Here is a 25,348-nt window from a genome sequence, read left to right as displayed (position 1 = left end):
CCGGGGAAAGGTGGAATAGGTGTTTTTCGCCGGTGTGTGCGTGGCGCGACGATCGCAGGAGAACCGAGCTCGTCTTGGCTCAGTGCTGCTCCTTGGCCAGGCGTGGCTGTTCCTTGGCCAGCCTCGCTCCTTGGCTCAGTCTTTCTCAGAGTGAGCGGTGATGGTCAGGGTACGTTCTCCCATGATGAGGATCGTCCCGATGGGAACGGAGCGTTTCTGGCCGCGTGGAAGCTCGGTGACGCTGCCATCGGGGGTGCGAGCTTTCGTGCCGTTGGCGGAGAAGGCATCTTCAACCCAGACTCCGCTGTGGTTTGGGCCGAGTCGAAGATGCGTTCGGGAGAGGGAGCGGGTGGAGTCGCTGACTGTCACGAGGCGCGCCTTGGGGTCGTCGGAGCTTGGCGCTCGTCCGAGGACGAGGACGGAGTCGATGAGTTCTTGGCCCCCCGAATCTAGGACTGCCCAGATTTGGGGTTTTTGTGTTGGAACAGGCTGACTAGGTGTGGATGGGCTCGTGTGTGGAGGGGCTGGATGTTGCGTCGGGATTGGCGCGTCAGTTGTCGAGGATGCTGGACTGGAAGAAGTTGAGGCTTGGCTGGGGTTTGCACTGATCGGGTACGTCGGGGGTGCCGGGTGGTGGGCCGCGCTCAGCGGGCCGAGGGTGGCAGCAGCCCGGCTTGGGGCAGTGCCAGGCAGCTCCCGCGCTGAGCCACTTTGGCTTTGGGTAGCAGCACCCCAGCCCGGGGCAGCAGGACCCCAGCCGTGGGAACCCCCAGATTGTCCTCGCGCCGTGTCTTCTTGCCGGGAGACGACACCTGCGCGGCCTTGTGGGGCAGCAGGTACAGGCTTTGACATCTGAAACCCTCTTGATGCGGCGACGGCGGCAAAACCGCTGGGGGCTGCGCTGAAGGAGGGGTGTTGCGGGAGTGGCCTGTGCTGCTCGGGGGCGTGAGACGAGGTGCGGCCCGCTTGATGAGGGGCGGTTGAACGTTCGAGGGGCGTGGTGAGGTCGATTGATCGGGTGCCGGTGATTCGCTCCATCCATCCGCGCCCTTCACGGCATAGGAGGGCCGACAACACGAGCCCGATAAGGGTTAAGGCCATGAGGTAGTAGAGCAGCCCATAGGCTAAGCCTTTGCCCAGGCCGGGTGCTCTGGTTGAGTCTTGGGCGAGTAGCGCGGTTTTCGTGATGAATAGTCCGGGAGAGCGTCCTGTGATGGAAAGGATGAGTGCGCCCACGATGCTCAGTTGAAGGGACATGATGACGACGAGGATGAGGGATGGACGCCATATCCACAGTGCAGAGCAGATGACGAGGACGAGGAAGAAGTCGATGATGAAGGCAGTGAGCCTGGCTCCTGGTCGTGCTGGAGCGAAGTCTGTGGGGTCGTTTGAGGGGCGTTGTGTTTGAGCCGCTATCGCCGACACCGAGGGGACGTCTGCTGCTGAGCGCGCACCAGCCGAGGGAGTGGAGTGGGGTGGCCGAGCCGAGCGCGGCGAGGAAGACGAGTGCGGAGTGAACGCGGTCATGAGGCCACCTGTCGAATGAGAGTGAAGACTCCCGCTGCGTACACGGCTGCGGGCAGGAGAAGGATGAGGCTTAGGGATTCACAGACGTCGAGGATCCAGCCGATGAGGGCTGAGGGTTCTCGCACGGTGCCGATGAGGGCGACGGCAATGTACGCGCAGCCCAGAAGCAGCAGGATGAGGGCGCTGATATGCGTTCCGATGGTTTGTGTCACTAAAGAGGCGGTGAGTGCGGAAATGATCAGCCCGAGTGCCCCGATCTGAGGAATGATTCGTGCGCTGTGTTCACGCCGATTGCGGCCTGTAATGAGCAAGAGGAGTGAGGAGCACGCGATGACTCCAATGGTGGCGCGCCCCTCCCAGGTCTGGTGGTCCATCAGCGTGGCCAGGGAGGGAGCGGAGATCAGGATGAGCACTGTGCATGCGATGAGAAGGGTCTGTGTTCGGGCTTTGCCCTCGTTGATGGTCCGCTGAACGCGCGGCATGGTGATATCCGAGGGCGCGGCGGGTTCGGGTCCTCTAAGGCGTCCGACCATTGTCGTGACCAGCGGCATGTCGAGGAGTTGTGTTTCTGGAATGCGGATCGCTAAGGAGGGGGTGAGTGTTGTCAGGAGAACGGCGATGGCGACGATGAGGGGTGCGAGTGTGGTGAAGCTGATTTCGTAGTAGCTGGTGATTGTTGAGACGGCGACGATTCCGGCCCAGATTCCGGAGGTCAGCGCTCCGAGGACGAAGTCGTAGATCACCCAGGCGCTCAGGCTGGCGAGTAGTGCCCACCAGGCGATGGCCAGCTGCGTTGCACTTGCCGCGAATTCGGTTTCGGCTGGGATCGCTGCTGTGGCTGTGAGGCCGAAGAATAGCGATAGTGCCAGGACGAACCAGGCGTGAGTGCGCACGCGCTCGAGGCTGATGGCTGCGGCGCAGATCAGGGCACTGAGGATCGCAGTGAGCCAGCGCAGGGCTGTGGGTGGTTCCCACAAGCCGATGAGTGGAGCTACGAGGACGGAGCCTTCAGCGATGATGAGGAAGGAGAGGAGGAGGGTGGATGCCAGTGCTGAGGGGAACCAGGGGAGTTCGTTGAGTCGGGCTACTTGGGCGGCGATTTTGCGTGATTCTGTTTGCCGTGAGAGGGCGATGACGCTCCCGGAGGGCAGGTCGTGGCCAATGACGGCTCCGCCGTCCAGTTTTCTTCCGTCTGCGGTTGTCACATTGAGGGAGGGGTCGCTCAGATCGACTGTGATTGTCGCCATGAGTCCGGCGATGGTGGTCCCTGCTGGGACGGTGTAGTCGTGGGCACCGGTTTGGTCGATAACCGTTGTGCTGGCAAGCGACTGCACCATCTGCGCCTTCCTTATGTTCGTCGGGGGGTTGGTCTTAAGGGTCTTCGAAGGTCGGTCCCAATGGTCCTTGGGTCGGTCCTTTATTCTCTCGTGGGGGTCGGTGGACTGCGAGGGCGTCCCCTCTACCCCCTGGATGCGGGTGGTGACATCTGAATTCCGGCGCTGGTGAAGCCTGCTCCTGGATGCGGGCGGTGACACCTGCACTCCGACGATAGTATGAGGCGGGCATATGGTGGTGCGCAGATCCATCAAGAGGGGGCTTCATGGATCAAATCAGTGCAGAGGACGTTGAGCAGACGGGCGCACCTGAATTGCCGTCCGGTCAGATCCCTGTGCAGGCTCCTCCGGATCGAGCTGAGCCGACGGGCATGGGGTCGATCCTCGCCACTGTCATTCCGATGATGGGCTCGATGGGCGTCATGGTTTTCATGGCGATGTCCCAGGGGCAGAACACTCGGATGCTGTTCATGGCCGGTGCGATGGTGATCGCCATGCTGTCGATGGTTGCTTTCAATATTTATCGGCAGGTGTCGGGGCACCGCGCGAAAGTCAATGGGCTTCGTCGCGAGTATTTGGCGTATTTGTCTGAGATGCGTCAAACGGTTCGAGCTGTCGCCTCGCGTCAGCGGCGCTACATTAATTGGCATTTGCCGGATCCGAATGCTTTGGTCCTGATCGCTGCTGAGGGGACTCGCCTGTGGGAGCGGGAGGTCGGTTCTGAGCAACTGCTGAGTGTTCGTTTGGGGTCTTCGACTCAAGATCTTTCAATGGAGTTGGTTGAGCCGGAGCTACCCCCTTTGGCTGACCCTGATGTGGTGTGTCATTCGGCGATGTCTCGTTTCCTCGCTGCGCATTCGACGGTCGACGATATGCCTTTCGGTGTCATGCTCGGCGAGTTCAGTCATGTTGAGATTTGCGGGGCGCGTGAGCAGACGAGCGCTCAGCTTCGCGCGATGATCGCTCATTTGACGACTTTCATTCCGCCGAATGCTCTGAGGATCGCCGTGTTAACGACTCCTGACAGGCTCAGTGAATGGGAGTGGGTCAAGTGGTTGCCTCATGCGAGGTCCTTAGCTCTCTGTGATGCTCTTGGCCCTGCGCGCATGGTGACAACGGATTTCGCGGAGTTGGAGGATCTTGTCGGTGAGGAAATCTCGACTCGTCCCGCATTCCGCTCCCGAGACGAGGCTTCGCCGTGGCCTCATCTGCTCTTGATTTGCGATGGGAAGACTCCTGCGGCTAATTCTCGGCTCGGCTCCATTGAAGGTGGCATCGGGGTCACTCTTGCCACCTTAAGTGACACCTGGGGGCCGATGACATCTCGTTCAACACTTCGTTTGATTATCCATCCGGTGGGTGTTGGAGATGAGTCAGGGGCCATGGAGGTCATCCTCATGGATCGTAATCCGATTGTGGGTGTTGCTGACTCTATGGGGATTCTTCAGGCCGAGGCTATTGCCCGTCGTATGACCCGCTACTCGGAGGAGGAACGTCCCGAGGCCGAGTCGCCGGTGGGTCGTTCTGATCCCAAACGCCAGCAGGATCTGATGGAGTTGCTCGATATTGGTGACATCCGTGATTTCGATCCGCAGCGTCAGTGGCTTCGCCGTGAGGGCCGTGAGCGTTTGCGCGTCCCCTTTGGGGTGACACCGGAGGGTATTCCGGTCTTCATTGATATTAAGGAGGCTGCTCAGCAGGGCATGGGTCCCCATGGACTCCTGATCGGTGCCACGGGTTCGGGCAAGTCGGAGGTTTTACGCACGATCGTTTTGGCGATGGCGCTTACTCATTCGCCTGAACAGCTCAACTTCGTCCTCGTCGATTTCAAGGGGGGTGCGACTTTCGCGGGAATGTCTGAGCTTCCTCATGTTTCCGCGATGATCTCCAATCTTGAGTCGGAGTTGTCTCTTGTTGACCGGATGCAGGATGCGTTGCGCGGCGAAATGGTGCGGCGTCAAGAGGTTTTACGTCAGGCGGGTAACTATGCGAATGTCTCGGATTACGAGGCCGATCGCCTTGCCGGCAAGCATCAGGGGGAGCCTCTGCCTGCCCTTTTCATCATTCTGGACGAGTTCTCTGAGTTGTTGACCGCGAAGCCGGAGTTCATTGATCTTTTCGTCGCGATCGGCCGACTGGGGCGTTCGATGTCGATCCATTTGCTTCTCGCTTCGCAGCGTCTGGAGTCTGGGCGTTTGCGGGGTTTGGATTCGCATTTGTCGTATCGAATCGGCCTGAGGACTTTCTCCGCTTCGGAGTCGCGTGAGGTTTTGGGGGTTACGGACGCCTATGAGCTGCCCGCCTTCCCGGGGGTCGGCTATTTGAAGCCGGGTACGGATCAGATGATCCGCTTCCGCGCCTCGTATGTCGCGACTCCTCCGCCTGCTCGTAAGCTGTCTTCTTCTCGTGGTGGGGCTGTGGGCCGTCAAGCTCAGGCGATCAAGGTCCTTCCTTTCACGGTGGCTCCTGTGCTTCAACGGGAAGAGAATCCTGCGGACGATCCTCGAGGCGATGCTGTGGTTCTGCCCGGTGATGAGCAGTGGGAGGACATGACTGAGCTGGATATCGCGGTTGCGCGTATGGCGAGCACAGGCATCGAGGCTCATCAGGTGTGGCTCCCGCCCCTCGATGTGCCCGACACGATGGATTCTTTGATGCCGGATCTTGGGGTTGATCCTCGTTTGGGCTATGTGTCGAAGGAATGGCGCGCGAAGGGGCGTTTGCGGGTGCCTGTGGGTGTTGTCGATTTGCCTCTTGAGCAGCGCCGTGAGCTCCTCGAGTTTGACTTCTCTGGGGCGAATGGTCATATGGCGGTGGTGGGGGGACCGTTGAGCGGCAAATCGACTGCTTTGCGTTCCATCGTGATGGCGTTGTCGCTGACGCACACTCCTCAGGAGGTGCAGTTCTACATCTTGGATTTCGGTGGTGGAACATTCACGCCTTTCGAGGGGGCTGCGCATGTGGCTGCGGTTGTCACGCGCGACCGTGAGGAGACGATTAATCGCATGCTCTCGGAGTTGGAGGGCATTATCGCGGATCGTGAGAAGTATTTCCGGGAGAATCGGATCGATTCGATTGAGGCGTATCGGCGGGGGCGGGCGCAGGGGCGTTTCGACGATGGTTATGGAGATGTGTTTGTCGTCGTCGATGGTTGGGGGACTTTGAAGTCTGATTTCGAGGGCATGGATCTGCGTGTTCAGGAGATGCTTGCTCGTGCTTTGACTTTCGGTGTTCACCTGGTGGCTTCGGCGGCTCGTTGGATGGATTTGCGCCAGCAGGTCCGTGATCTTATCGGTTCGAGGTTGGAATTGCGTTTGGGGGATGCCTCGGATTCTCAGATTGACCGGAAGATTCAGACTTCGATCCCTGAGGAGCGCCCTGGGCGCGGGCTTGATGTGGAGGCGCATCATGTCCTTGTCGCTTTACCTCGTGCTGATGGGGTTCATGCTTCGGTGGATTTGTCTGATGGTGTGAGCGCGGCTATTGAGAGGATTCGTTCGGCTGCGCCGATGGGTCCTGGGCCGAAATTGCGTCTGCTTCCTTCGAAGGTGACGGTGGGTGAGCTTTTGGCGCTTCCTGTGAAGGATCCGGGTCCTTCTACGGCGAAGCCTTTGGTGTTGGGGGTGGAAGAGAGCCGTTTGGGTCCTCTCGTTTTCAACCCGCGTTCGCAGTCGCACCTGTATCTTTTCGGTGATTCAAAGTCGGGGAAGACGAATTTCTTGCGGAGCATCGCTCAAGAGGTGATGCGGACGAATTCGCCGAAGGAGGCGCAGCTTTTCCTCGTCGATTTGCGTCGCACTCTCCTCGGGGAGGTCCCCGAGGATTTCTTGGCCGGCTATATGACGACGAAGAACGAGGCCGATCAGCAGTTGCGTGATTTGGCCAGATACCTTGGCACTCGTCTGCCCGGTGATCAGGTGACGACCGATCAGTTGCGTAATCGTTCGTGGTGGACTGGAGCGGAGGCTTGGGTTCTCGTTGATGATTATGATCTGGTGGCGACGGCTTCGGGCAATCCGCTTGCAGCTTTGCAGCCTTTAATGGCCCAAGCGCAGGATATTGGTTTGCATGTGATTGTGGCTCGCCGCATGGGCGGAGCTTCACGTGCGGCTTTTGAACCGGTGTTGCAGTCGATGGGTGAGCTGGGTGCGACGGGAATACTCTTGTCGGGAAGTCCCGATGAGGGGACGGTCCTTGGTCGCGTCAAGCCGGTGAAGTCCATTGCGGGACGTGCTCAAGTTGTTTCGCGTGATGCGGGGCTTTTACGGGCGCAGCTTGTGTGGACGGAGCCGAGTACCTGATTCGGGGTTCACTACCTGAGCCAGCGCTTTGAACCGTGCGGGGTGGGGGATCGTCTTGTCTGCTGTCCACTCGCTCGCTTAGCCTTGGGGTGTCGTATTCATGAGGGAGTTCAGCGTGTTCTCTTCGCGTTTTTTGCGCTTGTGCGCATCTGCTGCTGTTGGCGTGGTCCTTTTGTCGACGGGGCTGACGGGCTGTTCGACGTACTACGCTTCGAAGCATTCCAAGGAGATTGATGCTCTGAGCTACATCGGCGATGGCCTCAAATCCGATTACAAGATGAGGATCGAAGCTGCGCAGAATGAAGATGAGATGAAGGAGATCGTCGAGGAGGCTACGCGCGTCTCCAACGTGGTCGGCACTCCTATGCGTCCTTTTGACCTGCTTGGTGAGATGAGTGATTCAGATTTCATGCTGAACGAGGACGGGACGGTCACCGCCACGAATGAGAAGTTCCACGCTTTGATGTCGAATGCGACTCATTGGCGTCTCGGTGATCGGACGATGCATTTGTGTACGGATGAGACCTGCGAGTACTACTCCGAGTGGGATGTCTCCTATGTGATCGAGCATGGGGCACCTGAGCGTTATCGTTTCACGATCAATACGAATGGTGTGGAGTCTGATGATGCGGAGAACTATCGCGATCTCTTGGTCAAGAAATGAGTGTGGCGTGTGTGGCCTGTGGTGTTGCACTCACGCGATGTGGCGCATGAGTTGACGGTGTGATGAGGAGGGCAAGGGGTGGATCTGTCTCGGCTCGGTTCGGTGCTGCTCACCCGCTGGGGCGCTGCCACTGATGTCGGGCCGGTGCGTTCCCGGAATGAGGATTCTTGGCTGGCTTCGCCTCCGCTTTTCGCTGTTGCCGATGGGATGGGCGGTCATGTGGGAGGGGCCTTGGCGTCCTCGACCGCTGTGCGCGTCCTGGAGGATCGTTTGAGTGCGGATGCTCTTGGGGGGCGGCGCGCGGATCTTGTGGATCTGAGCGAGGGTGTTCGCCAGGCGGCTCAGGCGGTTGCTGCTCTGGCTGATCCGGAGGATCCGATGGCGGCTCCCGGTTCAACCTTGACGGGTGTTCTCGTTCTTGACACGGAGCGGGGGCCGTTTTGGTTGAGTTTTAATATTGGGGATTCGCGCACCTACATTGTGGGTGGGGATTCCATCCGTCAAGTGACTCGTGATCATTCCGCTGTTCAAGAGGCTCGCGACTTGGCGGAGTTGACGGGTGAGGAGCTCGTATTCCCTCCTTCGAATGTCGTAACTCGCGCTTTGGGGGCGGGGATGGCTGTTGTACCGGATGCGGATTATGCGCTTGTGCCTCTTTTCCAGGGGGATTATGCGTTGATGTGCTCTGATGGGGTTCATGGTGTCCTTGACGATGAGATGATCGTGCAGATTGTCCGTTCGGGTGGGGAACCTCAACAGATCGCGAATGAGTTGGTTGATGCAGCGATCACTTCCGGCACTCGTGATAATGCGACTGCTGTTGTCGTTCATGCCTTGCGTGCGTCGCGGGCCGGTGATGCTTGTGAGGTGCATTCTCGTCAGATTCAGGCGGTGCGCCCGGCGTCAACGACGACTGTGCGTCGTGGCGTAAATTAAGAAATAGGAGAAGTGATGCTTCAGCTTGGGCGTTTTTCTGCCCGGGGTACAGGTGCCATTGTGGTCTGCGGGCCGCTGGGAATGTGCTGTGTTGAACGGGATCTGGCTGATTCTGCTGCTGATGTTGTGTGGGGGCGCGTTGACATTGGCCAGTGGCTTTCACAGATGGTGCATTTCGGTCGCAGTATTGTTTTCTTCGACCTTTCTGGAGTGCAGCCGTTTCTTACTGTGCTCGGTGGCGCGTGGGTGCGCGGCCTTTCTTCTGGCACTCAGGAGCTGCAGGCTTGGTCGGCGCCGATTTGGGCGTGGGCGGTGGATCCTGGGCAGTGGCAGATGCTGGAGGTCTCTATAGGCGCTTCCTCCGATTGCGCTTCGGGCGAGTCGTGGGCAGTGGTGGCCGAGGATCGGATGGATGCTGCCTGGGTGAGGATTGGTCGGGGCTTCGATGAGTGTGAGCGGCTTCCCTTGCCTCAGGTTCTCGGACCTGCTTCCGCTGTGGCGCTTGCTTCCTCGGATGAGGGGAGTCCGCTGTCTGCTGAGCGTGAAGACCAGGCTCTTTCTCCTGTGGATGCCGCCCTTCCTGTGGTTGCGTCGGCCAGTGGGGGAGTTGAAGAGGCCGGGCCGTTTTCTACGCCCGGGGGTTTCCTTTGGGCTCCTGATCCGATTCCCGGTGCGGAGCCTGGGCTTGGGTCTGAGGCTGAGCTTGAGCCCACGCCCGTGCCTCAACCCGAGTCGGTGCCCGAGCTTGCGCCTCTAGTTGAATCTGCGCCTGAGCCCCTGCCTGTGCTTCAACCCGAGCCGGTGCAAGAGCCCTCCCCTGCATCTCAGCTTGCGCCGGTGCTTGGACCCGCGTCCCCGGCTGAGTCGGTCGTGAATCCTGAGGCCTTTGAGGCGACAATGACTCCTGAGATGCTCGCGCAGATGGGAGCGGCGAATGACGCGGAGGCGACAGTGTTGCGGCGTGTCGAGGGTAATTCCTCGCTCGGGCCGACGGCTTTCCTTCTTTATGGTGGCACTGCTCCCACGGAAGTCACTCGTGATGTTGTGATTGGCCGTGATCCTGATCCGCGGGCGATTTCTGGCCGTCCTGCGGCGAGGACCTTGCGCGTGTTGAGTCCGGCGACTGAGATTTCACGTTCGCATTGTGCTGTGATGGTGACTGCTCCGGGGGTGTGGTCGCTCATGGATATGGGATCGGCTAATGGGACTCTGCTGCGGCACGGGGATGGTTCTTTTGAAGAAGTGACCCCTATGGTGATGTTTTCTCTGTCCGATGGCGATCTGATTGATGTTGGTGAGGGAACGACGATTGAGTTTAGGGTTCGATGACTGATTCTTCCTGGGTGGGCGCAGGCACGTGTTTGAGTGTCTGCGCCCACCCTTGTATTGAGGCAGGCCCTTGTATTGGGGGTGTCAGTAGGTTTTCTGGCTCTTAGTGATCGACCGTCACCATCGGTCTGATTCTTGTGATGACAGGGGTGTGAGTTCGTGGGCGGAGCCGTGTTCTTGAGCTTTGTGTGTGGGGGAGTCGGGTGAGGGTGTTTCCTCGTCGATTCGCATGACCTCGTATCCGATGAGGCCAAAGGAGCGTTTCTTTTCGCTGCGCTCGTTTCGCCCTGTGTCGCTGGGAAGGATGGAGGGGCGTCCGAGCCTGTCGCGGCTTGATTGGGCTTGCTGTGAAGCTGTGTGTGCGTTTCCGGTGCGCGGGTTCGTGGCGGGGGAGTGTGCTCCGTTGAGGTTTGTTGAGGCTGCGGCTTGTTGCATGGACAGCATTCCGGTTCCTCCGACTTGTGAGGTGAGCGCGGAGGCGCCTGGAGTTGTGGTGACGAGGGAGGAGACACCGGAGACGGATGACCGTGCTGCTGCGCCGATTCCTGCACTTGTGCCGAGTCCGAGCATGCCTCCGAGGGCGGCGGTGGAGTGTCGGTGGTGGTCAGAGCCTGGGCCTGTGGAGTTTAGCCATTCGGCTGTTGAGCTTTGGCGTCGAAGGTCGATGAGGGCTTGTGGGTCGCGCGGTAGGTAGCCTGCGGTGGGGCCGTCGGGGGTCATTCTTTGGTTGACGGGGGTGTGGAGCAGGTCGTGGTGTGCGAGTTGTTCGGGGTCGTTAATGGGGTTACTGGGTGAGCCGGGCTGGCCGGCGGGGGGTCGTTTCCAGTTGGGGGCGGTTCCTCCGCTGAGGGGTGTGGTTGCTCGGGTCGTGAGGACGGCTCCTCCGATTGTTGCAGCTGCCAGGGAGTTTGTGTTGAAGGATGCGGAGGAGGCTACTGAGTGTGCGGTGGCAGTGTTTGCGCCGAAGGTGCCGGAGCGTGTTCCCGTGGAACCTTCGGCATCGGCGGAGTTGGATTCGTGCCCCGGTGTGAAGGGATCTGTTGATTTCTCCATTTCAGTGGCTTGCTCACTGACTGCAGAGTTCATCTCCTCCAGGATGCTCCTGGCAATATCATTCCGCTCAGTGCGGAGTTTGTCTTGAAGGGCCTTAGCGTAGCTTGCTCCCGTATGGCACTCACCATTGATCGTGACATAGGGCTGGCGGGCCCATTCATTGTATTCCGAGGCGGACATGAGGATCCCTTCGGCCTCATTGATTCGACGTTCGCGGGCCCGCGCCATGGCGCTGCGCGCCATATTGTGCATCGCAAGGTTCTCTTCGAGTGTTTCTTTTACCCCCTGGAGTTTGATGGAATACTCGTCGAGCCATTCAGCGATGGCATCTGCGGTCTCTCCCGACATCTGTGCAGTCGATCTGAATGTGGCCAGAGCGTTTTCACATTCGCAGATTGAACGCCGAATAGTGTCAATCGAGTCGATCTCGGCAGAGTCGTCGGTCTTGAGCTGGTCAAGGGCGAGGAGCCGAGCGTATGCGTCACTCATAAATCAGCCTCCATGCTGCAAGGGAAGAAGAGAAGAACCTGGACTATTTCCGGGTGGGATCGTGCATTCCTGTGCTCGAGTAATCGGAAGGAAGTGGTGTGGAAGGGGACGGCGTTGATGCGGACTGGGGTGAAACAGTTCCTGACGGTTGAGGGGCATCGTTTTCAGAGTCTGCACTGTGACCATAGGGCCGCGTCGGCTCATCGGGCTGCTCCTCGAGATTTCTGACAATCTGCTCGACTGCTTCGGTGACGGAGCTCTCATTGTTTTGGACCGCCACTGCGCTTGCTCGCACTGATGCGATGAAAGAGTCGAGTTGATCGCGCATGGTCGCCATCTCCCTTTCAAGATTCGAAAGGTAGAGGGAATATTTCGAGGAGAAATCACTCGGCCCGGCTTCTATCCCCCACTTTTCAGGGTTTTGCTTGAGCAGGACGTCGGTGGAGCTGTCCGTGGCCGTGGAGACAGCCGGGGAGCCTTCTGTATCAAGCGTATTGGCCGCAGCGATAATGCTCTCAGTATTGAATGTGCTTTCGGTGCCCATAGTGTTCCTTTAGGACGCTGGTGTGCATCTCCAAGATTCGGGGACTAGTTGGGGAAGAGAAGTTGCGCTTCGTGGCGGAGTATTTGTGCTTGTGTCGTGTGTCTATTTTTGTGGTGTGTGGTGGTGTCTGTTTGGGGGTGGTGTGGGTGGTGTGGGTGGTGTGTGTGGGTCTCGGTGGTAGCGGGGGGATGTACCATAAGCGGTCTTATGGGATGTGGTACGGACGACTCCCGAGTCTGAGCCTCGGTAAGTGTAGTTGGGATCTTGGATCCAGTGGTCGACGGGGTCGAGGAGGCCGTCGATGTAGTCGTTGTAGTACTCCTCGCTGGGTACCCACTCATCGTTCTTGTGTAGGAGGGGGTTTTCGTCGGGCAGGTTTGTGGGGTCTTCGGTGAGTAGGCCACGGAGGTTGGCCAGTCCGTAGCCGTACCCGGGGTCCCATTCGACTCCGTCACCGCGGACAGCTGTGCGGACGAGAGATTGGAGGATTTGCCTGTTCGTCGCTTCAGGCCACTTCTCCATCGCCAAAGCCAGGTAACCAGATGTCAAAGCGGTTGCGACCGATGTTCCTTTAGTCTCGTGGTAAATTCTTCCACTTGGGTAATCGCGGGTACTGACCGGGCCCCCATAGAGGGCAGCGGTGGTTCCTTTTCCGTAGTTGGAATAGTCGGCTCGATTGCCGTGAATGTCTGTTGCGGCAACACCGACAGTCAGATTCGACGAGGCATAGGACTCGACGTAGTCTTCTTGATTGTTGTTGCCCATGGCTGCGACGACAATGGCTCCGTCTAAATCGGCTTTCGTTAAGGTTGGGGCCATGGCCCCACTTGAGTTTCCGCCTACTGAGTAGGAGATAATGTCGGCGCCGTCATTGAGTGCGAGTGTCATCATACGAGTGAAACCGGTAGCGCATCTCCGATCTTCTTGAGTTAAATCTTCACCACGGAGAGGGGTGGCGTAGTTGATGATTGTGGCTCCGGGGGCGATTCCGTAGTCGGGTGAGACGAGGAGGGAGGCCATTGCCGTCCCATGGGAGATGGAGTCTGGGGTGGGTGTGTAGGGGCAGGGGGTGACGGTGGTGATGTCGGCGCCTTGCAGTTCTGGTGCGGAAGTGTCGACCGGCCCGTCGATGAGGGCGATGGTGATGCCTTTGCCTGAGATGCCGAGTTCTTTGAGCGCTCCAAGGTTTAAAAGATCAACATAGGGCTGGGTCGTGATCGTGTCTTCAGCCCTGGCAGGAGGCGCGAAGGAGACGCTCACAAGAGCAACAAGTGCCATCAGGGGGACAAGACCCCGTGAAAACGAACGCCGACTCATATGTGCTCTTCCCCTCCTGGGCGACACGCCTCATCCAAGGCCCCATGCTATCGAACAGCAGACACTCTCGACACTCAGACCATGTTTACGCAGGACCATGCGACCGCTGCGATTCTCTCGCCTGTCGTACCGGTGGTCGCTTGGTGTCTGAGAACGCCCATTGTGGTCAATACCGATACCCCTTCTGCACAAAGGGGTACGTTCGCGCCAGCCCTCCCCCTGTTTCGCGCTTGTGTTGGGTAGGAGACGCATGCATTGCCGAGCAGGCGAGCGCTGCGCTCCCCTGTTGTGTGCTTGTGTCGTGTGTCTATTTTTGTGGTGTGTGGTGGTGTCTGTTTGGTGGTGGTGTGGGTGGTGTGTTGGGGGCTCGGTGGTAGCGGGGGGATGTGCCGTAGGCGGTCTTTTCGGGTGTGAGGCTGGCTCGGCTAGAGTTTGAGCCTCGGTAGATGTAGTGGGGATCGGTGATTACTTCGTCTCCTGGGTCGAGGAGGCCGTCGATGTAGTCGTTGTAGTACTCCTCGCTGGGTAGCCATTCGGTGTTCTTGTGTAGGAGGGGGTTTTCGTCGGGCAGGTTTGTGGGGTCTTCGGTGAGTAGGCCACGGAGGTTGGCCAGTCCGTAGCCGTACCCGGGGTCCCATTCGACTCCGTCACCGCGGACAGCTGTGCGGACGAGAGATTGGAGGATTTGCCTGTTCGTCGCTTCAGGCCACTTCTCCATCGCCAAAGCCAGGTAACCAGATGTCAAAGCGGTTGCGACCGATGTTCCTTTAGTCTCGTGGTAAATTCTTCCACTTGGGTAATCGCGGGTACTGACCGGGCCCCCATAGAGGGCAGCGGTGGTTCCTTTTCCGTAGTTGGAATAGTCGGCTCGATTGCCGTGAATGTCTGTTGCGGCAACACCGACAGTCAGATTCGACGAGGCATAGGACTCGACGTAGTCTTCTTGATTGTTGTTGCCCATGGCTGCGACGACAATGGCTCCGTCTAAATCGGCTTTCGTTAAGGTTGGGGCCATGGCCCCACTTGAGTTTCCGCCTACTGAGTAGGAGATAATGTCGGCGCCGTCATTGAGTGCGAGTGTCATCATACGAGTGAAACCGGTAGCGCATCTCCGATCTTCTTGAGTTAAATCTTCACCACGGAGAGGGGTGGCGTAGTTGATGATTGTGGCTCCGGGGGCGATTCCGTAGTCGGGTGAGACGAGGAGGGAGGCCATTGCCGTCCCATGGGAGATGGAGTCTGGGGTGGGTGTGTAGGGGCAGGGGGTGACGGTGGTGATGTCGGCGCCTTGCAGTTCTGGTGCGGAAGTGTCGACCGGCCCGTCGATGAGGGCGATGGTGATGCCTTTGCCTGAGATGCCGAGTTCTTTGAGTGCTCCAAGGTTTAAAAGATCAACATAGGGCTGGGTCGTGATCGTGTCTTCAGCCCTGGCAGGAGGCGCGAAGGAGACACTCACGACAGCAACGAGTGCCACCAAGGGGAGAAGAACCCGTGAAAACGAACGCCGACTCATATGTGCTCTTCCCCCTCCTGGGCGACACGCCTCATCCAAGGCCTCATACTATCGAACAGGCGACCCGCCTGCTGAGACCGTGCTCACGCAGGAGCACACGACCGCTGCGCTCCCTCTGTTTACGGTTGTGGTATTCGTTGGTGTGTGTTTGGGGGTGGTGTGTTGTGGTCTTAGTGGTATCGGGGGGATGTGCCGTAGGCGGTGTTTTGGGGTGTGACGCTGACGAGGTTTGAGTTTGTGCCTCGGTAGATGTAATTGGGATCGGTGATTACTTCGTCTCCTGGGTCGAGCAGGCCGTCGATGTAGTCGTTGTAGAGGTCCTCGTTGGGCGCCCAGTCGTCGTTCTTGTGCAGGAGGAGGTTTTCATTGGGGCGTCCCCTAGGGTCTTCGACCAGGAGGGCAATGTAGTTGGTGATCCCGTAGCCGTACCATTGGTCCCATTTGATTCCGTCGCTGCGGGATGCGGTGCGGACGAGGGATTGGAGGATTTGCCTGTTCGTCGCTTCAGGCCACTTCTCCATCGCCAAAGCCAGGTAGCCAGATGTCAAAGCAGTTGCGACCGATGTTCCTGCGGTTTCGTGGTTGATCTGTCCCGTCGCATAGTCGCGTGTGCTGACGGGGCCTGCGTAGAGAGAAACGGTTGTTCCCTTCCCGTAGTTGGAGTAGTCCCTTCGTTTCCCCTGAATGTTTGCCGCCGCTACACCGACGGTGAGGTTCGCCGAAGCCAAGGATCGGGCATCATCTTCTTGATTGTCATCGCCCATGCTTGCGACGACAATCGCTCCATCCAAATCGGCCCGTATCAACTCATCGCGCAGCGTGATCGTTGATGAGCCTATGACGGGGTAGGAGATGATGTTGGCGCCGTCGTTGAGTGCACGTGTCAGGATCAGACCGAGGTCGGTGGAGCACCCGGGATCTTCCTGAGTCGAATCTTCATCGCCGAGGGGGATGGCGTAGTGGAGGATTGTGGCTCCGGGGGCGATTCCGTAGTCGGGTGAGGCCAGGAGGGAGGCCATTGCCGTCCCGTGGGAGATTGAATCTGGGGTGGGTGTGTAGGGGCAGGGGGTGACGGTGGTGATGTTGGCGCCTTGCAGTTCCGGCGCGGACGTATCGACCGGCCCGTCAATGAGGGCGATAGTGATGCCCTTGCCGGAGAGGCCGAGCTTGTCGCGCTCTTTGAGAGTGAAAAGAGCATCGTAGGGCTGGGTCGTGATTGTGTCTTCAGCCCTGGCAGGAGGCGCGAAGGAGACACTCACGACAGCAACGAGTGCCACCAAGGGGAGAAGAACCCGTGAAAAAGAACGCCGACTCATATGTGCTCTTCCCCTTCTAGGCGACACACCTCATCCAAGGCCTCATGCTATCGAAAGCCAGACACTATCGATACTCAGACCATGCAAACGCAGGACCACACGACCGCTGAGAATCCCACCACGGTATTGATCAAGAGTCATCGCGCTGTAAGGTGACAATCTCGCTGTTTTCGGCGGTAGAGGAGGATTCTTGTCTCAATCCAGCTGTGTGTTCAGCTCGTGACTCCGAGGAGAGGACGAGGCTATCGGGCTAATGCCTCGGCGGAGGAGGGGAGGAGTTCCTTTAGGGCGCCGGAGTCCATTCGACGGTGTCGAGCACGTCAATGAGTTCGGAAGGGACCGTCGAGGTGCCGGGGTCGCCGACGACGAAGATCGTCCACAGTCCGTCCTCTCGCCACACCTTCCAGCATTGAGCCGGGTAATCGACGCCGTCGTTGAAAGTGAAGATCCCCTCGAAACCCCTCGCCGAGGAGCCGCCGATCAGTCGGGGTTCGAGAAGATGCGCGTCCTTCACAGTGCCGGTGGTCTCGCGGTCTTTCTTCGTCTGCCTGGAGATGGCCTCGAGATCGAACTTTGCGGTGGGCAGTTGGTGGTATAGGCCGCAAATCCATTTTGGAGACACGTTGTAGGCGATAACGCCGGGAACGTTCTCCCAAGCCGGTGCTGCCCTCGCGATCGCGAAACTCCAGTAGCTCTCACCAGCTTCGGGATCGAGGATGATCCACCCCTCAGGCGGGGTGGCTGTCATAGTGTCAGGAGTCTCCCTTACGTTCCACTCCTCGGGCGAGGATTGGGGTGATGAGAAAGCGTCCCCAAGGAATGCGCATCCGCCCAGAAGGGGCACCGTGACAAGAACTATGGCCGCGTAGCGGGCCACCAGCCTCCACATGTTCTCACTCATCCTTCAGAGCCTCCTCGCGCTCGGTTCTGGCGGTGTTGAGCGCTTCGCCGGAATGAGTGAAGACACCCGCGGTCTGGGAGCCGAGCCCGTCTGAGCCGACGACGTACTGCTGGAAGGCCGACTGCTGATCGGCAGTCATCGCATCATAGGGGATGACCTCGCCGTCCGCCATGAAGCTCTCCAGCCCCCGGTGTGCATCGCAGAAGAGCGCCGGATCGACTGGCGGATTCCCGTACGAGCCGCTGGCGGCGATGGCCCTGTAGATCGCCGCTTGTTGCGTGACTTCGAGTGCCTGATGCGCGCTCAACTGTCCGGCTTCGGCGACCGAGACATTGTTCGTGAAGAACACGTTGTCGAGGAAAGAGTTGACTGCCCCCGACTTGCCCTGGTTGATGACCCACTTCGAGAAGCCGTCGAGACTGTTGATGCCCCCTCCGAGGGGGAGAGCACCGAGCCCCGATGCAGCAAGGGACTTGAGTTGTCTATTCGTCGCATCCAAGACGGTCGATGTCTCGATCCGCGCCTGACCGGGTGCCGCGGTGATAGCGTCCAACACCGGAGCCCACCGGTCCTGGACTGCGGTCATGGACGAGAAATCCCCTGTGGCCGCGGCCGTCGTCAGGTCGATTTGCTGCCCCGCGACCGAGGCATGGAGCAGCTTGGCGAGTGCGGTGGGCCCGCCATAGAGGCTCTCGTCATCATTGAGATCATCAGGAGTGTTGTTGATGTCGAACGGCTGATCGAAGGCGAGGTCGGTGAACAAGCCGTTACCGCCGCCGCCCTTACCTCGGATCTGATCGACCAAATTCCTGCTCAGTCGGAACTCGTATCCGGACTCGCCTTGTGGGGAATTGATCCGGAAAGCTCCCCCGGGCAACTCGTGTCCCTCCAATGACGCGGAGAGGCTGTTGACGTGACTCGAAAGGATGTCACCGGCTGCATGACGTAGGGCGGCGTGCGTATTTCCGAAGGTATCCGCCCCTTGATAGGAGTCGCCTGAGATGTTGAGGCCCTCCTGGTACCCCTGAATGAAATTGGCGGCGATGGTGGCCGAGCGTTTGCTGCGCTCGAGCCAGTGGTCGTATTCCGCTGTCCCGACGGCGGGGGGTTGCCCGGCATTGGCGGCGTCCGTAAGGACGGAGCCCAGAGCCGCGCCCTGGTCGAGGGTACCGGTGTAATAGTCGCCGCCACGATAACTCGTCAGGTAACGCGTCATGTTCATCGGGCCGGACTCGGTGAGCGGCGGGATCCTGGTCGCCTCGTGCGCCGGATCGATGGCGAAGGTCGTCGAGTCGGTGAGGAACTGCTGAACGGCGTCATAACGCGCTCTGTTCCTCAGTGAGAGGTGGGGCTCCTCAGCGAAGGAATCGACGGGGGGCACCTGAGAGGCACCTTCGGCAATCACCTGAGGATCATCCATGAGCCGCAGCATCGACTCGACGGGGTCGCACAGGGTGCGCTTGCCGCCGAAGACGTTCTGAGAGGCGCCCCAATTGCCGTAGCCGCCTGTGGCGGCGATCTCGTCTCCGTGCTTGTGATCGAAAGCGACGATGTCATGGGCGATCGAATTCTCGCCCTCGAAGAACTGGGGTCCGAGCGCGAGGTTCGGATTCGATTCGGCGGCGTTGCCGAGCATCGTGGCAAGGTACTCGTATCCGTAGTGATCGCCCCATCCGCCGCCCATGTAGGGGACATCGTCGCCGAGGGGCTGTCCAGTGACTGAATAGCGCGAGTTGCCGAATGTCTTCCACTGGTCAAGCCGGGTGTCGATGAGCGAATCCACGGAGGAACCGTCATTCGTCATGAGGCCGGCCGATGCGCCGAGTAAGCATCTGATACCCCCTGCATCGCGGGGTCGGCATTGATACCGCCAGTCGATAGCACGACGACCGAGCCGATCGCGGATTGGAGCTTGTTCAAGGTTTCGTCGTACGCCGTGTCGAGATTGCCGTCGGCGTTGACCAATTGACCGCGGTAGTTCTCCGCGCTCAACATGAACTGGGTCAGTTGTGCCGGGGGGACGAGTTCGGAGAGCGCCTGAGCGAAGAAGGGATTGTCACATAGGTCCCCATACTTCGTGAGGAATTCGTCGACCTGACTGGGGGTCGGAGGAATGGATTTGAGAATTGAAGCGGCCTCGGGGGCGATCTGCTGCGCATACTCCCACTCGGCTTGGCCGTCGACTAGGGGGATATCGTTGAAGAGGGCGGCGCCGATCTCTGTGCGGCTAGTCGGGGACGCGGTGCCGATGATCGAGGATTGGGTACTCATGATCGCCGCCGCCGCAGTTTCGGCTTCGCCGTCGAGGGTCTCCATCGCGGTGGTGTACCTCCTGACGATCTCGGCCTGGGCATCGTCACGGGTGGTGAGGGCGGTGTTCTTCCTCGAGCTCTCTTCGCTCGGCGTCATCGGATCGTCGGTGCCCCCTCGTCGGGACCGCTCGGCGTCGATGTCGGCGATTGCCGACTCGTACGTCGCCTGTGCCGTATCGTATTCTGCCCACAGATCCGGAACAGTCGTGGTGATGGCCGTGGCGATAGCGCTTGCCCAGTCCCTGATGGCGTTGAGCGCGGGGGCGAAGGACTCAGCGAGGTTGCGGGTGTGTTCGCCGAGGGTGCGGATCGAATCCGTGTAAGCATCGGCCGAGTCGCCGATCCACCCGGGGACGCTTTCCGATTGGAAACCGGCGACTTGCGTACCAGAGATCGCTTTCGCGACGGACTCGTAGTCGCCGACAAGTTCCTCCGCTGCGGTACCGATGTCCGCGGGCAGGGGCATGACGTCTTCGGCGCTCATTCGCAACCTCCCATGCGCGCCGCGAGGGCGTCGAGATTGGAGACGTGCTGGTATTCCGTCCGATCCATGTCGGAGATCATCTCCTCCTGCCCCGAACCAAGGATCGCGCAGGCGTCGGAGTATTCGAGGACGACTCTGCGCATCGTCGATTGGTATTCATTGAGGGCGGACTTGAGCGAAGACGTGCCGACGTTCGATCCTGAGGGAAGGGCGACGGCCACTCCGTCGCCTGAAGGCATTGACGACATGAAGCTGCCGATCTTCGCGAAGGTGTCGGCGTCCTCCCAGTCTGCTTTCGCGCTGACGCCGACGGCATCACGATCAAACTCAATCCTGTCCGCCATAAACTCCCCTCAGTCCCTTAAGCCATGTGCGTCCTTGCCACCGATAATAGTCAGTGCCACTCATCACCTCGATGTTGAGACGAGCCGCGAACCGCTCGCCCTCACCTTGGTGGTCATGTGGCGTGAGCCTTGCGCAGTTGCGAACGTCCGAGTAATGCGAGTGCGATCCCGATCGTCGAGAAAAGTAGTGACGCTACTCCCGCTATGAGTGGAAGGCTCAGCGAAGTGCTAACTTTCAGCGGAGTTTCGAATAGTACTTGTTCGAAATTGTCATTCAGGCCCGAAACCACGAGCGTGTGTGAGCCTGCAGGCAGGTCGTGGGGTATCGTCACTTGGCCGTGGGCAACCCCGTCTTCGTCGACCGGGATCGTGCCCAGTGCGGTCGGGGCGGAGTGGACGACGATGGTGATGACACTGCCAGGGCGTGCACCTCTGAGATCGAGTTGAATGGTGTCGGCATTGCGGACGTCGATGCGTTGATGGGTTGCTCCTGGTTGAGCCGAGCCGTCCCCTGTCGGTGGTTGCAGTTCGCCTTTGACGGAGACCGACCTGGAGATCAAATTCTCGAAAAGCCTGATGATGCCCCTGAGACTAATCCGGGAGGGACGATCCGGCATGGTGCTGGAAGTATTTGAGGCTCGGTCCGTCTGCGACCATGAGATGAGTTCGTTGGCCCAAGCCCTATGACCGCGGGCATTGGGGTGAGCCAGTTCCCTCAGCTGAAGTTTCCACGCCTGGTTCAGTACGTTGCCGATGTCAAGCTGGACGAAGTATGAATCTGAGTCGCAGATGGTGTGGCTTGGCTGGGGGAAGTCGAGTACCGAATCGGCGTAGACGATGGGGTAGCCGACAGAAGCGAGCTTGTCGACCGCTGTCTCGAGCTGGCGGTTGAGAGTCATGAGGACGCTGCGGCCGTACGTCATTTCTTCTGTCGAGAAACCATAGTTCGATACAGGGGTATTCGAAGCGCATGTGCCTCTACCCGTTTGCCATAGCAAGTCCGGATAGGGCGACACGATAAGGGGCGCCACAGCGCCTCTTTTGGCGACCCACTCGGGAGTGTTCGCGGCTTCCACGACTTGCCGAAGAGTATCCTCCAGACTCTCTGACATCAGAGTGATCTCCGAAAGCTTGCGCCTTTGGGCTCCCATGTTTGACGCGCAGTCATTTACGAGGCAGTTCAACACAATGTCTGCGAAGCCGATGTCGTTGCCACCGATTGTCATGAAAACGATGCCCGGCGGCGTGGTCAGCGCACTCAGAGCCTGTACCTGGGGGAGTTCGGTGTCGTTCTGGTTTCTGTTTCGTATGTCAGCGCTGGTGGCTCCTGAACAGGCAATAATGTCAGTGGTCTGCCCTCCCAGGACCGCCCCATAGGCCAAAGTGGAACGGTGACACTTGTTGTTCGTGATGTACGAGCCGGTGCCTTCGCCGGAGGAGTAGGAATCTCCGAGAACGACGACCGGTCCGTGGAGATTCTTCAGCAGGGGGCCGGCATCATTCATAGTCAAATCGTTTTCGGCGAAGTTGATCGTGCCTGTGGCTAGGGCAGCTCCCGCTTCGGGAGAGCCGACCGCGATTTTCCACGATGCTGCACCCCGGGCATTGGTGGCCGATGTGGCGATCCATTTCACCGTCACCGATCCACCTGCGGGGATAGCGGCAAGAGGGCGTTGGGGAGCTAAGACGGTGGTGAAGCTGCGTTGCGAGCCGCCCCGGTCCAGCGCAAGGATTGCTTTTGCGCCCACGACCGGAGCAGGGGAGGGGTTATGAATTGTGGCAATGATCTGCGCATTCGCGCCGGGCAGGATCATCGCTGGGGCGTTTACCTCTAATCTGAGGTCCTTCGGCTGATACTTCTCAAGTTCCGTGATGAGTTTCTCGGCATCCTCCGCGTCGTGGTAGGTCGAGCCTGTTGCGTTCGCGATGCATTCAAGCTCCCTGCGCCCCTGTTCGGAGATGTCGAAACCAACAGTGGGAACGTGGAGCTTGAACCCTTCGGCACCAGCTTGTTGTGCAATCTCGCACGGGGGAACGCCACAGTTCGATTCTCCGTCAGAGACCAAAATGATCGTTGCAGCGGTGAAGCCCTCCCTCTTGAGGTTGTCGATGAGCGCGGAAAGGGCGGGTCCGGTCGGTGTCCCTCCGTTTGCGCTCAATGTGCGAATCGTTGCGTCCAGATCGGTCGGGTCAGGGGTTTGGGTGGGGCTGAGTCCGGGAATCCAGGTGCCGGGTTGACAGCCCTGGTTATCGGTCAGGGTCCCGGGATAGGTCCACAGTCCGAGTCTGGTTCGAGTGCCGCTCTGCTCGCGCAGCATCGTGGTCATGCTCGTCTTTGCAGCGCTGAGTTTATTCACTCCGTTGCTGTCGGCCTCGTTCATGGATCCAGACACATCGAACAGAATCGCCAGTGGCGCATCCTCGAAGGTTGTCGCCTCACTCGGAGTGTTTCCCGATTGAGGGGCCGCCAGGGTCGGCAGGATCGTAGCAGTCAGGCAGAAGGTGACGAATGTCGAAGTGATGAGGCTGCGCCATAACCGTCGCTGTCTCATCGGTTCGACGCTTCCAGGAGATCGATCTGGTCGGTTGTGCCTTTGATCAGGGCATTAGCGAGTACGGCACGCGTGTTCGTCGGGGAAGCCACTGCGACCTCGAGCCGGAGGGTCGAGCTGACATCGACATCGATTGTCGTGGGCGCACCGTAGGTGGCTTCAGCCTTTTGTACTTCGACGCCGTCGGCGAGCACCCGGACCGAAACGCGGGAATCTGCGGGATCGGTGTCGAGCACGCCGAGGACAGCGGTGAATCGACTGCCGTGGCGTCCGAGGATCCAAGCTGTGACGCGTTCTTCGCTGTTGCGACCCGAAGCACAGGCGAGGGCGTTGTCGTAGGACGTTCCGTTGACACTGCCTTTCGTGTTGGAACAGTCCCCGGATGAATTCGCATTCTTCAAGGTGCTTAGGAGGATCGAGGAGCCGACGTCTGCGACGGTGATGGTAAGGTCATCGGCCAGCGGAGCGCCGGGCTCTTGAGACAGCGCGATGACTGTTCCCGTCTTCGCTGATGGGTCGAACCTCCGTTCAATCTGGGGCTGGACGCCGAGAGCTAGGAGGGAATCCATCGCATCGGACTGCGTCTTGCCGAGCAGATCAGGCACTGTTGCTGCAGCAGAGATGCTGAGGTGCAGCGAACCGTCGAAGGCCGAACCGACAACGGGATCCTGTGCGACGACCAAGCCGGGAGTTCCTGCCCAGGGAACCTCTTCAGTGGTGATGGTATCCGGTGTGATGTTGAGGTCGGCTAGGGCCTGGGTAGCCTCATTGAGGCTCAGACCTCTTACGTCGGGTACGACTTTGGAGATGCTGTCCGAGATCATGGGAATCTCAATTACGGGCGGCATCGACTGGGCTCGGTCGGCCTGGATACGGTCGTGCACTAACCATCCGGCGACGCCTCCGGCGCCGAAGACTCCCAGCAGGAGAACCAATATTCCCGAGGCCGCGAGTAGGCGCCCCCTGGGGACGCTTGGCATCCCAGATGCGCGTTGCGCTTTTCCCAGTGTCGTCTCTGGAGCGTTCGGTGTGTTGTTGCCTGCGGGATCAGGGTTTGCAATCCGCGAGGCTCTGATCGTATGGCTCGTGTCTATCTGGAGCGGTTCGGCGGTGCTCTCCGCTCGGTGTGCAGACAGAGATTGTGACGACGGCTCAGGGACGTCGGTGCTGGTACCGGGATGCGACATTGTGAGTCCTGTGAACAATGTGTCGAAGGGCACGATCAGATTACAGGACCGTCTTTCGGAAAGGGCGAAGTTGGCATCGTCCACGGGAGATATTCGACGGTCGTGCGGGAGCACTTTCTCGTGACGATCGCGCCCACCATCACGCCTTCGACGAAGCGACGGAGCACAGCTTGAGCACTTACCCTCGAGGCCGAGACGATTCGTCGAAGCGTTCCACGGTTGGCACAACGACGTGCATGTCAAGACCAGCAGGTTTGGCGTATCGAGGGGAATCTTGCCTAACGACGGATTGTTGCGCCCCGGGTTTGATAGAGGCGGTGATAAGTGGGAAGAAGTCGCTGTTATGACTCAGAGGGAGTATCCGCTTGGGGACGCCCTTCACAGTGCTCGTCGACGCGTGAGGGGCTAAACCTTGTCTTCCATCGTGTGGACAAGGGCGAGAAGTTCGTCGACGAGCCCCGCGGTCCGCGTGGTGATCTCGGGGGCGTCAACACTCGCGAGCTGCAGTTCTCTCCAGCGCCTCGTGAAATCCCTGGGGAGTGCTTCCAGTCGGCCCGCATGCTCGAGGAGGCGCTTCTCCCCGGGGTGATACCTGTGATTGAGAGCGAAGATCATGTTGAAATAGGTCGCTTGAATGGAGGCGCGCCGGTGCGCGACCATCTCGTAGTCCCCTCGCTGATAAGCCATGGTCATCTGTGAAAGGAACGTTGCCAGGAGTTCGGGCGATTCTATGAGAATACGGCGACGAGTGGCGGCGGGATAGGTCGAGACCCGCTCTTTGAGATCGCGGAGGCTCCCGTCATCGTCAACCGTGACGCATGTTGCGACCGTATAGAGGAAGCACGTTGTGAACCCATCGCTCATCAAGCCCGTCGTCGAGGCGATGTCGATCTGATGACGAAGCTCGGATAGATCGAGGTAGACGACTTCGACGTCGCGATGACCGATCGACAGGTGATCCTCGGGGCCGAATGCGTCTGAGGACGCGATGAAGCCCGAATCTGCGATATCGGCGAGGAGACGGGCACGCTCCTCACGCTGAGGGGGAGCGCCCTCAAAAAACGCATACATGTCGGTATCCGACGCGGCATCCGCCATTCCGGACGCCCGCGAGCCTCCGATGGCAACCGCACGGATCCCAGGTACGCGCATGAGCGCGTCGGCGAGAGCCGTGTCGGCATCTGTGAAGTCCATGCGCACACTGTAGGCACAATCCGCCGCATCGGTCATGACAGATGCGGCGCC

18 protein-coding genes are annotated in these 25,348 nt (G+C 59.4%); 4 read left to right on the top strand and 14 right to left on the bottom strand.

Annotated elements, in window-relative coordinates:
* Positions 1–135: 135 nt before the first annotated feature.
* Together FFA61_RS07715 and FFA61_RS07710 are read right to left on the bottom strand one after the other, a co-directional pair.
* Entirely contained in the window at positions 136–1,527 is a 1,392-nt protein-coding gene (locus tag FFA61_RS07715; protein ID WP_005963299.1) for an RDD family protein, read from the bottom strand.
* Positions 1,524–2,864 (bottom strand): hypothetical protein, encoded by a 1,341-nt coding sequence (locus FFA61_RS07710; protein WP_040313616.1) that lies wholly within the window; start codon positions 2,862–2,864, stop codon positions 1,524–1,526. Before FFA61_RS07710 ends, FFA61_RS07715 begins: the two co-directional genes overlap by 4 nt.
* 263 nt (positions 2,865–3,127) lie before the next feature.
* On the opposite strand from FFA61_RS07710, the gene eccCa reads away from it, so the two are divergent.
* The 4 genes from eccCa to FFA61_RS07690 all read left to right on the top strand — a co-directional run bounded on the left by eccCa (position 3,128) and on the right by FFA61_RS07690 (position 10,091).
* Positions 3,128–7,162: a type VII secretion protein EccCa gene (gene eccCa, locus FFA61_RS07705; protein WP_005963301.1), complete on the top strand. Its 4,035-nt coding sequence runs from the start codon at positions 3,128–3,130 to the stop codon at positions 7,160–7,162.
* Between the two features lie 115 nt (positions 7,163–7,277).
* Positions 7,278–7,826, top strand: coding sequence for a GA module-containing protein (locus FFA61_RS07700; RefSeq protein WP_051057820.1), 549 nt, complete (start codon positions 7,278–7,280; stop codon positions 7,824–7,826).
* Between the two features lie 78 nt (positions 7,827–7,904).
* On the top strand, positions 7,905–8,762 hold the full coding sequence (locus FFA61_RS07695; protein WP_005963303.1) for a PP2C family protein-serine/threonine phosphatase: 858 nt from the start codon (positions 7,905–7,907) through the stop codon (positions 8,760–8,762).
* A gap of 15 nt (positions 8,763–8,777) precedes the next feature.
* The gene (locus FFA61_RS07690) at positions 8,778–10,091 is read left to right on the top strand and encodes an FHA domain-containing protein (RefSeq protein WP_005963304.1); all 1,314 of its coding nucleotides are present in this window, start codon (positions 8,778–8,780) and stop codon (positions 10,089–10,091) included.
* Positions 10,092–10,208: 117 nt separating this feature from the next.
* Here the strand turns inward: FFA61_RS07690 and FFA61_RS07685 are convergent, their stop codons facing one another.
* The 12 genes from FFA61_RS07685 to FFA61_RS07630 all read right to left on the bottom strand — a co-directional run bounded on the left by FFA61_RS07685 (position 10,209) and on the right by FFA61_RS07630 (position 25,297).
* Entirely contained in the window at positions 10,209–11,633 is a 1,425-nt protein-coding gene (locus tag FFA61_RS07685; protein WP_005963305.1) for a hypothetical protein, read from the bottom strand.
* A 43-nt stretch (positions 11,634–11,676) separates the two neighbouring features.
* A complete protein-coding gene (locus FFA61_RS07680; RefSeq protein WP_005963306.1) occupies positions 11,677–12,177 on the bottom strand; it encodes a hypothetical protein in 501 nt (166 codons plus the stop codon).
* Positions 12,178–12,279: 102 nt separating this feature from the next.
* Positions 12,280–13,455, bottom strand: a complete 1,176-nt coding sequence (locus FFA61_RS07675) for a S8 family peptidase (RefSeq protein ID WP_175406562.1) — start codon at positions 13,453–13,455, stop codon at positions 12,280–12,282.
* A 346-nt stretch (positions 13,456–13,801) separates the two neighbouring features.
* Entirely contained in the window at positions 13,802–14,968 is a 1,167-nt protein-coding gene (locus FFA61_RS07670; RefSeq protein WP_175406561.1) for a S8 family peptidase, read from the bottom strand.
* Between the two features lie 209 nt (positions 14,969–15,177).
* Positions 15,178–16,284 carry a S8 family peptidase gene (locus FFA61_RS07665; RefSeq protein ID WP_040314018.1) on the bottom strand — a complete coding sequence of 369 codons (1,107 nt, stop codon included), beginning with the start codon at positions 16,282–16,284 and terminating at the stop codon, positions 15,178–15,180.
* Positions 16,285–16,606: 322 nt separating this feature from the next.
* Positions 16,607–17,224, bottom strand: a complete 618-nt coding sequence (locus FFA61_RS07660; RefSeq protein ID WP_005963308.1) for a hypothetical protein — start codon at positions 17,222–17,224, stop codon at positions 16,607–16,609.
* Complete coding sequence (locus FFA61_RS07655; protein ID WP_005963309.1) at positions 17,217–19,028, bottom strand: hypothetical protein; 1,812 nt, start codon at positions 19,026–19,028, stop codon at positions 17,217–17,219. The genes FFA61_RS07660 and FFA61_RS07655 overlap by 8 nt, the downstream gene beginning before the upstream one ends.
* A complete protein-coding gene (locus FFA61_RS07650; protein WP_005963310.1) occupies positions 19,025–20,020 on the bottom strand; it encodes a hypothetical protein in 996 nt (331 codons plus the stop codon). Before FFA61_RS07650 ends, FFA61_RS07655 begins: the two co-directional genes overlap by 4 nt.
* Entirely contained in the window at positions 20,017–20,364 is a 348-nt protein-coding gene (locus FFA61_RS07645; RefSeq protein ID WP_005963312.1) for a hypothetical protein, read from the bottom strand. Before FFA61_RS07645 ends, FFA61_RS07650 begins: the two co-directional genes overlap by 4 nt.
* Positions 20,365–20,477: 113 nt before the next feature.
* Positions 20,478–22,916 carry a GDSL-type esterase/lipase family protein gene (locus FFA61_RS07640; RefSeq protein ID WP_005963314.1) on the bottom strand — a complete coding sequence of 813 codons (2,439 nt, stop codon included), beginning with the start codon at positions 22,914–22,916 and terminating at the stop codon, positions 20,478–20,480.
* The gene (locus FFA61_RS09210) at positions 22,913–23,740 is read right to left on the bottom strand and encodes a PASTA domain-containing protein (RefSeq protein ID WP_040313617.1); all 828 of its coding nucleotides are present in this window, start codon (positions 23,738–23,740) and stop codon (positions 22,913–22,915) included. Before FFA61_RS09210 ends, FFA61_RS07640 begins: the two co-directional genes overlap by 4 nt.
* Positions 23,741–24,508: 768 nt before the next feature.
* Positions 24,509–25,297 carry a DUF4037 domain-containing protein gene (locus FFA61_RS07630; RefSeq protein WP_051057821.1) on the bottom strand — a complete coding sequence of 263 codons (789 nt, stop codon included), beginning with the start codon at positions 25,295–25,297 and terminating at the stop codon, positions 24,509–24,511.
* Between the last annotated feature and the right edge of the window lie 51 nt (positions 25,298–25,348).

Origin of the sequence: Schaalia cardiffensis F0333 (assembly GCF_005886435.1) — a bacterium.
Taxonomy (GTDB): Bacteria; Actinomycetota; Actinomycetes; order Actinomycetales; family Actinomycetaceae; genus Pauljensenia; species Pauljensenia cardiffensis.
The sequence above is the reverse complement of the archived record's forward strand: the minus strand, read 5'-3'. Positions and strand labels throughout refer to the sequence as shown.